Genomic DNA, 12,779 nt, shown 5'->3' on the forward strand with positions numbered 1-12,779 from the left:
CTAGCGCGCCCACTTGGCCCTGGCCGTATCGTCGCTGACGCGGGCGTCGACCCAGCGCGCGCCGTCCGGCGTCTGCTCCTTCTTCCAGAACGGCGCCTCGGTCTTGAGGTAGTCCATGATGAACTCGCAGGCCGCGAAGGCATCGCCCCGGTGCGCGGCGCTGCAGGCCACCAGCACGATCTGGTCCAGCGGGGCCAGCGGGCCGACGCGATGGATGACCAGGGTGCCGTACAGGGGCCAGCGCGCGCGGGCCCGCTCCGCGATCTCTTGCAGCGATTTTTCGGTCATGCCCGGATAGTGTTCGAGCTCCATCTCGGAGACCCTGGCGCCGTCGTTCAGGTCGCGTACGGTGCCGACGAAAGACACCACGGCGCCGATGCGCGCATCGTTCGCGCGCAGGCGCGCCACTTCATGGCCGAGGTCGAAATCCCCGGCCTGTACCCTCACTTCATTCATGGATTGTCCTTCGGCTGGCGCAACAGCAGGTGTTCGATACGGGTTTCGGTGCGCACGTCGAGCAGCGTCGGCAGCGCCAGCAGCACGCGCAGCTCGGCCGCCTGCGCGCCGGGTTTCTGGCCCGACTTGAGCGAGCTTTGCAGCACCTCGACCTGCAGGCGCAAGCGCTCGCGCGCGAATTCGGGGCCGCTGTCGATGCCGGCCGCGATCTCGAGGCGCAGCAAGTCGTTCAGCAGGCGCCCGCGGTTGTCTTCCATCGCGCGCACGTAGGCGGCGCGCTCGTCCTCGGACGCTTCGAGGGCCGCGAGGGCGGCCTCGAAGCGCGAGCGCAGGATCGGCTCGTAGCCGCCTTCGAGCGCCAGCATGGCGTCCCAGCGCGCGCGCCAGTCGGCGGCCTGGGTAGGGGCGCCGGGATTGGCCAGCGCCATCTCGAGCGCCTGGACCAGGCGCAGCTTGTCGCGCACGGTGCCGGCCAGGACCGTATCCTGGGCGCGGCGGGCGGCGTCGGCATGCTGCTGCACGCGGGCGATGGCGGCGTGATAGCGCTTGTCGATGCGCGCCTCGTGGGCGCGCGGCACCGGGCCGATCGCCTGCCATTCGGCGGCCGCCTCGCGCAGCAGCTTGCCGACGTTGGCGGGTGAGGCATCCGGCGCGGCGGCCTCGAGCCGTTCGCACAGCGCTTCCTTGGCGCTCTCGTGGGCGCGGCGCTCGCTGTCGGCCGCGTGCGCCTGCTCCTTGCGCGCGGCGAACAGCGCGTCGCAGGCGCCGCGGAAGCGCTGCCACAGCGCCTGCTCGGCCTTGCGCTCGAGCGGCAGCGCACGCGCGTGCTCCTGCCAGCGCGCCTGCAGCTCGCGCAGCATGTCCACCGCATGGCGTTCGTGCGGGTCGAGCTTGCGCACTTCTTCGATCAGCTGCTCGCGCACCGCGATCTCGACCCTGCGCTGGTCTTCGAGCGGACGCTGCAAGGTCGTCAGCGCTTCGGCGAACAGCGCGTCCAGGCGCTTCTTTTCCTTGCGATCGACCGCGCCCAGGTGGCTCCAGGCGGTGCGCAGGCGCTGCACGGTGCCGGACACGTGCTTCCAGTCGGCCTCGCCCGATTGCAGGCGTCCCACCTCGGCCATGGCTTCCTCGACCAGGGCCTGGCCGCGCGCGGCGTTGGCGTGGCGTTCGTCAGCCAGCTGCCTGAAGTGGGCCGCGGCCGGCGCATAGGCGGCGCTGCAGGCGGCGTCGAAGCGCTCCCACAGGCTGCGCGGCGCGGGGCCGGACAGGCTGTCCAGGGCTTTCCAGCGATCGCGCATGCTGCCCACCTTCTTGGCCAGCTCGGCCATCTCCAGGCCCTGGGTCGGCAGCGCTTCGACGGTCTTGATCAATTCTTCGCGCGAGACGTTGCCGCCCCAGCGCGCCCAGTCCGACAACCGCTTGAGCTCGGCGCGCAGATGGGCCAGGCGGTCGGCCTGCGGCGCGGAGAGGCGCATGCCCTTGTCCTTGGCTTCCTTCAACGCCTTGTCGAGATCGGCAGCGGTGCCCAGCGAGCCCTGCTGCAAGGCGGCTTCGAGCGCATCGAGCTTGTCCAGAAACGCCTGGTCGGCGCCGCGCGCGGCCGGCTTGCCGGCCGGCCTGGCGCTTTCTACCGTGGTCGCGGCCGGCGCGGGTCGCTGCGCTTCCTGCGGCAAGCTCGCGAGCAGCGCGTCGAAGCCCGCCTGCACGGCGGTGGCGGCGGCGTTCGACGGCAGGGCCGGCAGGCGCTGCCACTCCCTGCGCAGCGTCTCGCGCTTGAGTTCGGCGGGAGCCTGGGCCTGCCATGCGGCCAGGGCCGCCTCGCGTGCGGCCAGCGCGGCCTGGTCTTGCTCGATCGTCGCCAGCCCGGCCGTCAGGCGCGCGTGTTCGGCCGCGAATTCGGCCACCAGGGCGCGCGGCAGCGAGGCGTGGCCGGGGTCTTGCAGGGCCGCCTCGTGCTCCTGCCACAGCCCGGCCAGGCGCGCGGCCAGCGCGGCCGCGTCCAGCCCGCCGGCCTCGAGGGCGCGCAGGGCGGACAGGCGGTCGATCATGGCGCGCTGCAGCGCCACCTGCGATGCGAGGCGGCGCCCGAGTTCGGCGCGCACCGTATCGAACTCGGCCGTCAGCTCGGGAGCGCGGATGACCGACCATTTGCGGTCCAGCTCGGCCACGTGGTTCGGGGTCAAGAGGGTATCGTTCAGCAGCGACCTGGCCTGGGCCAGCGCTTCTTCGCCGCGGCGCAGCTCGGATTCGTGGTGGCGGATCGCGTCCAGCCTGCCCTGCACCAGCTTGGCGACGCGGCGGTCGACGTTGCGCATCGCCGCGTGCACGCGCTCGAGGTGGTCGCGTCCGTGGATCAGTTCGGCCGCGGCGAGGCGCAGTTCGGAGAATTCGGATTGGAGGATGAAATCGACGGCGGCCGCTTCGTCGGCGCCCAACTGCTTGAGCCGTTCGGCCTGGCGCGCGCGGGCGTCGGCGAGCGCCAGGCGGGCAGCATGCGGCCCATCAGGCGCGGTCGCTGGAGCGGACACCGCACTGCCCGACCTGCCGGCGCCGGACTTGGCGCCGGCAGGCGCGGAAGCCTTCGCCGCGGCCGGCTTGGCCTCCGGCTTGTCGCCGGATTTCCCGCCCTGCCGCTTGAATAGGAATTCGAACATGATGAAATCGCACTTCCAAAACTCCCATCATAGCAAAGAACCCCGGTATCGTTCGGCATGTCCGGCCCGGCTGGAGCCTTAGTTTGCGAGCGGCAAGGCGTGGTTTTTCCTTGAAGAAAGTTCAGCTGGCGGCAGCCCGCGCATGATGCCCAGGTCGGCGCCGCGGCCGTCGCCACGATTCTCGCTCTGGTGGGCGTCGTGCGCCAGCATCTGGTTGGCGATGGCGAACCAGGCCTCGCCCGGGATCATCGTCCGCGCCAGTGGCAGCAACTCGCGCTCTTCGCGGTCGAGGCGCTCGAGCAACAACTCGCAGCAGCGCTCGAGCGCCGCCAGGCAGCCCGGATCGCCGTCGACGGCGGCCGCCTGCGCCGCCCGGCGCGCTTCGAGCGCCTGCCGGCTCAATCCATCCAGCTCGGCCACCAGCCGGGCGGCATCCTCGCCGCAGCGGCGCAGCGCCGGCAGCACGAACTTGTCGAGCTTGCGCCAGTGGCAGGCGTCGCACACTTGGCGCAGGGCGTCGCATGCCTGTTCGTACTGGGGCATGGCGGGCGGCTCGCCCCACCAGGCGCAAGGTCGCCAGCGTTCGAGCAACGCCTGCACCTCGATCCGCGCGCGTGCCTGCTCGACGGACAAGGCGACCAGCGTATAGGTGGATGTCAGCATGGTGTCTCCTCTCAATTTGCTCCTCCGGCGCGCGCGGATAGTCCACGCCTGGGGCGGTGGGGGATGCTTTATAGGGGTAAGCCGGCTATTGGTTTGCGCTTCTGGCTTGTCATGCGCCGGCCGACAGGAACTTCGTAGTGTAGAGAGAAGAAGGGGGGCAGGTTTGACATTGCTCAAACCCGATTTCACAATGCGAGCGAGGTCAGTCGGGGTGAATTTCCTTCACCAAATAATCTTTCAACATGTTATCGAAAGCGGCCGGGTCGATCGACATGCTTGAGCAGAACGGCCGCCGGCTGCGCTATAGTAGGCGCCGATTTGTCGTTCCACTTTTCTCGAGTCTCTCATGCGGCTGCTGCACACCTCCGACTGGCACCTCGGCCAGACCCTGCACAATCACGACCGGACCTACGAACACCAGTGCTTCCTCGACTGGCTGGCCGATACGCTGGTGGAAGAGCGCATCGACGTGCTCCTGATCGCGGGCGACATCTTCGACACCGCCAATCCGTCCTCGAGCGCCCAGCGCCAGCTGTACCGCTTCCTGCAGCAGGCGCGCACCCGCACGCCGCAGCTGCAGGTGGTGGTGATCGCCGGCAACCACGATTCGCCGGGCCGGCTGGAAGCGCCCGCGCCGTTGCTGGAAGCCCATGGCACGATCGTGGTCGGCAACGTCCTGCGCCGCGACGACGGCGAGATCGACCTGGAACGCCTGCTGGTGCCGCTGCGCGACCGCGACGGCAACACGGCGGCCTGGTGCCTGGCCGTGCCCTTCCTGCGGCCCGGCGACCTGCCGCGCCTGCGCGCCGCCGACGGCGGCGAGCCGGCCGAAGCGGCCGAGGCGGCGCCGCAGGATCCCTATCTGCACGGCGCCGCCCTGCTCTACCGCCAGGCGCAGGCGCTGGCGCGCGAACGGGCGGCCGCGGGCCAGGCCATCGTCGCCATGGGCCACTGCCATATGGCCAGGAGCCAGCCGTCCGAAGACTCCGAGCGCCGCATCGTCATCGGCGGCAGCGAAGCCTTGCCGGTCGGCATGTTCGACGCCGGCATCGCCTATGCGGCGCTGGGCCACCTGCACCTGGCCCAGCGCGTCGGCGGGCTCGACCACGTGCGCTATTGCGGCAGCCCGCTGCCGCTGTCGTTCTCCGAAGTCGGCTACCGGCACCAGGTGCTGCGCATCGACCTCGACGGCGCCAGCGTCGCCGCCATCACTCCCCTGTACGTGCCGCGTGCGGTAGAGCTGCTGCGCGTGCCGGCCCTGCCTGCGCCGCTCGAAGAAGCGCTGGCGGCGCTGGAAGCACTGGAACTGGATGCCGACCTGCCGCAGCAGGCCTGGCCCTATCTCGAGGTGCGGGTGCTGCTGGACGGCCCCGAGCCGGGCCTGCGCGCGCGCATCGAGGCGGTGCTGGCGGGCAAACCCGTGCGGCTGGCCAAGATCGAGCCGACGCGCAAGCCCGTCGCGGCGGCCGGCGAGGCCGAAGCGCTGAGCCTGGACCAGCTGGCGCAGCTGCAGCCGGACGACATCTTCCGCCGCCTGTGGCGCCAAAAATATGGCGACGAGGCGCCGCCCGACCAGATCGACGCGTTCGCCGAGCTGTTCCACGCCACCGAAGGAGACGCGCCATGAAGATCCTCCGTATCAGCGGCAAGAACCTGGCCTCGCTGGCGGGCGAATTCGCGGTCGACTTCGAATCCGGACCGCTGGCCGCCACCGGCCTGTTCGCCATCAGCGGCCCGACCGGCGCGGGGAAAAGCACCCTGCTCGACGCGCTGTGCCTCGCCCTCTACGGCGATACGCCGCGCCTGCTGAAGCGTTCCGGCACCCGCCTGCCGGACGTCGGGGAAGACACGGTGACGGCGCAGGATCCCCGCACCCTGCTGCGGCGCGGCGCGGCGGAAGGCTGGGCCGAAGTCGATTTCGTCGGTAGCGACGAAGGCCGCTACCGTGCACGCTGGGCCGTGCGCCGCTCGCGCAACAAGCCGGGAGGCGCGCTGCAGCCGGTCAAGATCACCCTCCACCGGCTGCCCGAACTGGTCCCTCTGGGCGGCACCAACACCGAAGCGGCCGGCGAAATCATCGGGCGTGTCGGCCTGTCGTTCGATCAATTCACGCGTGCGGTGCTGTTGGCGCAGAACGAGTTCTCCGCTTTCCTGAAGTCGGACGAGAACGAGCGCGGCGAGCTACTGGAAACGCTCACCGGCTCCACGATCTACAGCGCGATCTCGCGCCGCGCCTTCGAGCGCCACAAGCTCGAACAGCAGCGCACCCAGGTGCTGCAGGCGAAACTGGCCAACGTGGCGCCGCTGGCACCAGACGAACGCGCGCAGCTCGACCTCGAGCGGGGCGCCGCCGACGCCGCGCGGGAAGCGCTCGACAGCCGCCACGCCCTGCTGGAACAGCAACTGCGCTGGCACCAGGAGCTCGACAAGCTCCAGCGCGGCCAGGCCCAGGCCGAGGAAGCGCTGGCCGCCGCCAACGGCGAACGCGTCGCGGCTGCCGAACGACGCCAGCGCCTGGCCACGCTGGAAGCGGTGCAGCCCGCGCGACCCCTGGCGGTCGAGGTCCAGCGCCTGGAAACCGAACGGCGCCAGGCCCATTCTTCCGTCGCCAGGCTGGAGGCCGAACTGGCGGCGGCGCTCGACGCGCGCAGCGCCGGCAACGCCGACGTCGATGCCGCCATCGCGCGCCTCGACACCGTCGAAGCGCAACTGCGCGCCGCCGCCCCGCTGCTGGACCAGGCCAAGGCGCTGGATGCGGCGCTCGAGGCGCTGGCCCCCGGCCATGCCCAGGCAAGCGCCGCACTGGAAGCGGCGCGCCGGCAGGCCCGCGCGGCGCGTATCCAGCATGCGGCGAAGTCCGAGGAACTGGCGCGCGCGCGCGGCCTGGTCGAGGCCGCCGCCGCGTGGCTGGCGGCCCGGCGCGGGCACGAAGCCCTGGCCACCGGCTGGCAGCAGTGGGAACACCTGCTGCGCCAGGCCGGCCAGGCGCAAGCCGCGCTCGCCGCTGGCGCAACGGCGCTGGCGGCCACCCGCACGGCGGCCGACCAGGCGCGCGGGCGCGACGCCCAGGCGGCCGCCGCGCTGGCGCAGGCCATCGAACGCCTCGACACCCTGGAGGCGAACCGGCGCGGGGCGATGGCGGCGCTGGCGGAGTTCGACGCCGAGGCGATCGACGCCGAGCGCCAGCATCTGGAAGGACGCCGCGAGCGGCTGGCGGCGGCCGAACGCGTCTGGCTCGACCTGTCGGCGGCGCGCGCGACGCTGGCCGGACTCGCGCGTGAATCCGAACGCGCCGCGACCGCGGCGGCCGGCGCCGAATGCGCGCTGCAGGAGGCGCGCGCCGCGGCGCCGGCGCTGGAAGCGGCAATGGCGCAGGCCGAACGCTCGCTGAGCGCCGCCGAACTGGCTTGCGCCGCCAATGTGGAGCAACTGCGCGCGAACCTCACGGACGACGATCCCTGCCCCGTGTGCGGCGCGCTCGAGCACCCCTACGCCCACCAGGACGCGACGCTGAAGGCGATGTTGACGGGCCTGCGTGCAGAGGTCGACGGCTGCCGCACGCGGGTGCGCGAGAATGCCGCGCTGCAGGCGACCAACAACGCCGCGCTCGCCGGCGCCCGGGAGCGTCTTGCCGCGCTGTCCCATGACCGTACGGCGATCGACCTGCGCATCGCCGGCCTGGCCGCCGCCTGGGATGCCGATCCACTGGCGGCCGAAGCCCCAGGCGAACAGGAGCGCAGCGACTGGTTCGGCGTTCAACGCGGCGCGTTGCGCGACGCCCTCGACGCGCTGGCGCGGCACGAACAGGCCTGGCGCGCCGCCGCCGGCGCGCGCGACGCGGCCCAGCGCGACGTCGACGGCGCGCAGTCGGTGCTGGCCAGGCTGCGCCAGGATGCCGAGGCCGAGCGCGAAACGGCGGCCCGCCTGCAGAACGAACTGAAAGCACTCGACGCCGGCCAGCAGGCGGCAGGCACGCAACTGGACGCCCTGCTCGCCGAGCTCGACCCTGCCATGGCGGCCGCCCACGGCGACGGCTGGCAGACGGCGTGGCGCCACGATCCCGCCGGCTGGCGCCAGGCCCGGTCGACGGAAGCCGCCGGATGGCGCGAGCAGACCGAGGCCCAGGGCCGCGCCGCTGCCGCGAGCGCGACCCTGGAAGTCGAGGCCGGCGCGCTCCAGGCGCGCATCGCCGAGATCGACGCGGCGGGCGCCCGGCTGGCCTTCGAGTACGAGCGCATCGACAAGGAATCGGGCGCGAAACGCGCGGCGCGCGCCGCCTTGTGGCAAGGGCGCGCGGCGGGCGAGGTCGAACGCGAACTGAACGCCGCCGTGAGCGGCGCGCGCGCGCAGGTGACGGCGCGCCAGCAAGCCGCCAATGAGGCGGCGCAAGCCGAAACCCGCGCCCGCACCGCGCAGGCCCAGCTGATCGAGCGCATCGCGGAACTCGACCAGGCCGGCGCCGGCGCCAGCGCGGCGCTGGCCGAGTGGCTCGACGATTACCGCCGGCAGGCCGACGGCCTGGATGACATCCAGGACACCGACGAACTGGCGCGCCTGTTGCAGGTCGGCGCCGCCTGGCTCGCGCAGGAGCGCAGCGCCCTGAACGCGATCGAGACCGCGGTCGCCAGTGCCACCACGATCCTCGATGAACGGCGCGCCCAGCGCGCCGCGCATCTCGCGTCCGCGCCGCCGGACGGCCAGCCGTTCGAGGCCGTGAAGGCCACCTTCGACGCGCTGGTGGCCGAGCGCCAGGCGGCGATCGAAGCGGCGACCGCGCTGCGCCTGCGCGCGCTGCAGGACGACGAACGGCGCCGCCAGGCCGAATCCAGCCTGGCCGAGATCGAGCGCCAGCAGGCGCTCGAGCAGCGCTGGGGCAAGCTGTCGGAGCTGATCGGCTCCAGCGATGGCAAAAAGTTCCGCAACTACGCCCAGCAATTCACGCTGGACGTGCTGCTCGGCTACGCCAACGAGCACCTGAAGCAGCTGGCCCGGCGCTACCGCCTGGAGCGCGTCGGCTACCAGGGCATGCCGTCGCTGGCGCTGATGGTGCGCGACCAGGACATGGGCGGCGAAGTGCGTTCGGTCAACTCGCTGTCGGGCGGCGAATCGTTCCTGGTGTCGCTGGCGCTGGCGCTGGGCCTGGCCTCGCTGTCCTCGAACCGGGTGCGGGTCGAATCGCTGTTCATCGACGAGGGCTTCGGCAGCCTCGACAGCGAAACGCTGGGGGTGGCGATGGACGCCCTGGATGCGCTGCAGTCGATGGGCCGCAAGGTCGGCGTGATCTCGCACGTGCAGGAGATGACCGAGCGGATCGCGACCAAGGTGCTGGTGCGGCCCACCGGTGGAGGCAGCAGCGCGGTGGTGGTGGAGTAAATACCGTATTGTTCGCCCAAAGCCGTCGTTTCTGCCACTGGCAAAAACGACTCCCCGCGCAGGCGGGGACGACGTTTCCGAGCTAACGATCAAGCTTGCTCGCCCAGCCAGCTTAGTGATTATGCCGCGGCATGTCGCGCCCGACGCCGCGATACGGCAAGGCGAGTTCCATGCAGGCGCCGCGGTGCAGCTGGCCCACCGTGGCGCGGTAGATCTCCTGCCACGGGGTCTGGCTGGCGGGGATCGGCGGCGGCGTGTCCTGGCGCCGCGCTTCGAGCTCTTCGTCGGACAGCTGCACGTCGCAGCGGCCCTGGTTCAGGTCGACCCGGATCACGTCGCCCGTGCGCAGCAGGGCCAGGTTGCCGCCGGCCGCGCTCTCGGGCGAGGCGTTCAGGATCGACGGGCTGTCCGAGGTGCCCGACTGGCGGCCGTCGCCCAGCGTCGGCAGGTTGTTGATGCCGTCCTTGATCAGGCGATCGGGCGGCTGCATATTGACCACCTCGGCCGAACCGGGCCAGCCCACCGGACCTGCGCCGCGGATCACCAGCATCGTGTTCTCGTCGATGCCCAGGCTCGGATCGTTGATCCGACCGTGATAATCGTCCGAGCCGTCGAACACGACCACCTTGCACTCGAAGCAGTTCTCGTGCCCCGGATGGGCCAGGTAGCGCGCGCGGAAGGCCGGCGAGATCACGCTGGTCTTCATGATCGCGAAATCGAACAGATTGCCCTTCAGGACCAGGAAACCGGCCGTTTCCTTGAGCGGTTCGGCGAACGGCTTGATCATCTCGCGGTCGTCGGCCTCCCGGTTATAGATGTTCTCGGCCATGCTCTTGCCGGTGACGGTGAGGCGTTGCGAACGCAGCTTGCCCGCCTGCTCCAGCTCCCACATCACGGCCGGCACGCCGCCGGCGCGGTGGAAGCGCTCGCCCAGGTATTTTCCGGCCGGCTGCATGTTCAGCAGCAGCGGCACATCGTAGCCGTATTCCATCCAGTCCTCGGGCGTGATCTCCACGCCCGCATGGCGCGCCATGGCCACGATGTGCGGCTGGGCGTTGCTCGAGCCGCCGATCGCGGCGTTGAGCACGATCGCGTCCAGGAAGGCCTCGCGCGTCATGATCTGCGAGGGGCGCACGTCGTCCCTGGCCAGTTCGACGATGCGGCGGCCGGTCTCGTAGGCCATCTGCCCGCGTTCGCGGTAAGGCGCGGGAATCGCCGAGCAGCCGGTGAGCGACATGCCCAGCGCCTCGGCCACGGCGTTCATGGTCGAAGCGGTGCCCATGGTGTTGCAGTGACCGGCCGACGGCGCGGAAGCGGTGGCGATGTCGACGAACTTCTTTTCGTCGATGGAACCGGCCGCCAGCTGGCGGCGCGCCTTCCAGATGGCAGCGCCGGAGCCCACCAGCTCACCCTCGAACCAGCCGTCGAGCATCGGCCCGCCCGAGAGCACAATGGCGGGAATGTCGACCGTGGCCGCGGCCATCAGTTGCGCCGGCACGGTCTTGTCGCAGCCGGTGGTGAGCACCACGGCGTCGATCGGATAGCCGTGCAGGATCTCGACCAGCCCGAGATAGGCCAGGTTGCGGTCGAGCGCCGCGGTCGGGCGGCGGCAGTTTTCAAAGATCGGATGCAGCGGGAATTCCATCGGGATGCCGCCGGCGTCGCGGATGCCGTCGCGCACCCGCTTGACGGTCTCCAGATGGATGCGGTTGCACGGCGTGATGTCGCTGCCGCTCTGGGCGATGCCGATGATCGGCTTGCCGCAGCGCAGCTCCTCGGGCGTGATCCCGTAGTTCATGAAGCGCTCGAGGTAGAGCGCGGTCATGTCGATGCGCTCGGGATTGTCGAACCAGTCCTGGGACCGGTAGCGACGCGTGGCGTTGTTGCTCTCGTTATTGGCCATTGTGTCGGTCATTCCATGGTTGATCCTGCAGCCGCAGCGCATGCTGCGGCAGGCCCGGCACGTCGGCGCGGAAGGTGAACAGCGCGCCCGCGAGCGGCTGCGCCTCGAGCTGGGCGGCCGACAGGCCCTTGCGCGCGGTCGTGGCGTAGACAGTGCGCAGGTCGTCGCCGCCGAAGGCGAGCTTGGTGACGTTCGCGCACGGGAAGCGCACTTCGCCCACCTTGCGTCCGCGCGGGTCGAAGCGGTCGATGCGCCAGCCGCCGAAGGTGGCCACCCACAGGCAGCCCTCGACGTCTACCGCCATCCCGTCGGGGTAGCCGCCGTCCGCCAGCTGCGCGAACAGGCGCTTGCGCGCGAGCAGGCCGTCCTCGTCCAGGTCGAAGGCATGGATGCGCTGCGCCAGCGTATCGGTGTGGTAGAGCGTGCGGCCGTCGGGGCTGATGGCCGGGCCATTGGTGATCACGTAGCCGTCGTCCATGCGGCGCACCGCGCGCCCGTCGAAGCGGTACAGGGCGCCGCTGGCCTGTTCCTCGGCATCGTCCATCGAACCGAACCACAGGCGGCCCGCGGCGTCGACGTGGCCGTCGTTGAAGCGGTTGCCCGGCAGGTCGCCCTCGACCTTCAGCAAGGGGGCGAATTCGCCGCTTGCTTCAATGAAGCGATACAGGCCGTCCTCCAGCGCGCAGACGAAGCCGCCGCCCGCGACCGGCACCACGAAACTCACCTGGCCCGGCGCATCCCAGCTGCGCTTTGCGCCGTCCCGGGTATCGTAGCAATGCAGGCGCCGGCCCTTGATGTCCACGAACCACACCTGGCCCGCCGCGCCGTGCCACAGCGCGCCTTCGCCAAGCGTGGCGCCCACCTCCCACAGGCAGTGCGGCGTCACGTTCATGCGCCGTACCAGCCCGCGTCGACGAAGTATTCGCGGCCGCTGCAGCGGCGTGCATTGTTCGAGGCCAGGAACAGCGACAGCGCCGCCACGTCCTGCATTTCCACGCGCTCCTGCAGGCACTGGCCGTTCAGGATGCGCGCTGCCTCGTGCGGCGTATGCCACATTGCATCCTGGCGCGGGGTGCGCACCGCGCCCGGCACCAGGGCCACGGCGCGGATGCCGTGCGGTCCCAGCTCGCGCGCCAGGGCGCGCGTCATGCCCTCGACCCCGGCCTTGGCCGTCATGTACAGCGCCAGCTCGGTATGCGGCAAATGCCATGAGATCGAGCCGAAATTCTGGATCACGCCATGGCCCTGTTCTTTCATGCCAGGAATGACGGCCTGGGAACAGAAGAACTGGTGGCGCAGGTTGACGTTCATCCGGCTCTCCCAGTAGGCCGGGGTGACGTCGCCGATGGTGTGGCGGTCGTCGTTGGCCGCGTTGTTGAGCAGGATGTCGACGGCGCCGGCGTCCCGCACGATGCCATCGAAGGCGCGCTCGATCGCATCGAGGTCGGTCAGGTCGCAGTGGACGAAGCGCGGCGCTTGGGCCGGGTTGGCCACCGATTCAGCCAGCGACGCGGCCAGGGCGCGTCCTGCGTCCTCGGCGATGTCGAGAAACCAGACCCGGGCGCCCTGCCCGACGAAGGCGGTGACCAGCTCGGCGCCGATGCCGCTGCCGCCGCCGGTGATGACGACGCGCTTGCCGTCCAGGTCCGGATAATTCGCATATACAAAGACTGGTAGATTGGTGTCAGACATGGGTTTTTCGTATTCCAGGTAGGTCGCTGAGGACTGTG

At 70.7% G+C, this 12,779-nt stretch carries 8 protein-coding genes; 2 read left to right on the forward strand and 6 right to left on the reverse strand.

From position 1 onward, the window contains the following. The 3 genes from moaE to ACZ9AQ_RS06810 form a co-directional block, all read right to left on the reverse strand. On the reverse strand, nt 1-456 hold the full coding sequence (gene moaE, locus ACZ9AQ_RS06800) for a molybdopterin synthase catalytic subunit MoaE (protein WP_429202895.1): 456 nt from the start codon (nt 454-456) through the stop codon (nt 1-3). Beyond that, nucleotides 453-3,110 carry a DUF349 domain-containing protein gene (locus ACZ9AQ_RS06805; RefSeq protein ID WP_429202897.1) on the reverse strand — a complete coding sequence of 886 codons (2,658 nt, stop codon included), beginning with the start codon at nt 3,108-3,110 and terminating at the stop codon, nt 453-455. Before ACZ9AQ_RS06805 ends, moaE begins: the two co-directional genes overlap by 4 nt. 78 nt (nt 3,111-3,188) lie before the next feature. Beyond that, a complete protein-coding gene (locus ACZ9AQ_RS06810) occupies nt 3,189-3,773 on the reverse strand; it encodes a hypothetical protein (protein WP_429202899.1) in 585 nt (194 codons plus the stop codon). 346 nt (nt 3,774-4,119) lie between these two features. Here ACZ9AQ_RS06810 and ACZ9AQ_RS06815 point away from each other — a divergent pair, with 346 nt between their 5' ends. Both ACZ9AQ_RS06815 and ACZ9AQ_RS06820 read left to right on the forward strand, forming a co-directional pair. After that, nucleotides 4,120-5,400 (forward strand): exonuclease SbcCD subunit D C-terminal domain-containing protein, encoded by a 1,281-nt coding sequence (locus tag ACZ9AQ_RS06815; RefSeq protein WP_429202900.1) that lies wholly within the window; start codon nt 4,120-4,122, stop codon nt 5,398-5,400. Beyond that, a complete protein-coding gene (locus ACZ9AQ_RS06820; protein WP_429202902.1) occupies nt 5,397-9,146 on the forward strand; it encodes an AAA family ATPase in 3,750 nt (1,249 codons plus the stop codon). The genes ACZ9AQ_RS06815 and ACZ9AQ_RS06820 overlap by 4 nt, the downstream gene beginning before the upstream one ends. Before the next feature lie 112 nt (nt 9,147-9,258). Here the strand turns inward: ACZ9AQ_RS06820 and ACZ9AQ_RS06825 are convergent, their stop codons facing one another. From ACZ9AQ_RS06825 to xylB, 3 genes are read right to left on the reverse strand one after another with little or no spacing between them, the layout of a single operon-like run. Further along, nucleotides 9,259-11,049 (reverse strand): IlvD/Edd family dehydratase, encoded by a 1,791-nt coding sequence (locus ACZ9AQ_RS06825; RefSeq protein WP_429203377.1) that lies wholly within the window; start codon nt 11,047-11,049, stop codon nt 9,259-9,261. Beyond that, complete coding sequence (locus tag ACZ9AQ_RS06830; protein ID WP_429202904.1) at nt 11,039-11,941, reverse strand: SMP-30/gluconolactonase/LRE family protein; 903 nt, start codon at nt 11,939-11,941, stop codon at nt 11,039-11,041. Before ACZ9AQ_RS06830 ends, ACZ9AQ_RS06825 begins: the two co-directional genes overlap by 11 nt. After that, nucleotides 11,938-12,741: a D-xylose 1-dehydrogenase gene (xylB, locus tag ACZ9AQ_RS06835; RefSeq protein ID WP_429202905.1), complete on the reverse strand. Its 804-nt coding sequence runs from the start codon at nt 12,739-12,741 to the stop codon at nt 11,938-11,940. Before xylB ends, ACZ9AQ_RS06830 begins: the two co-directional genes overlap by 4 nt. Nucleotides 12,742-12,779: the final 38 nt, after the last annotated feature.

Source organism: Massilia sp. UYP34 (assembly GCF_056279385.1).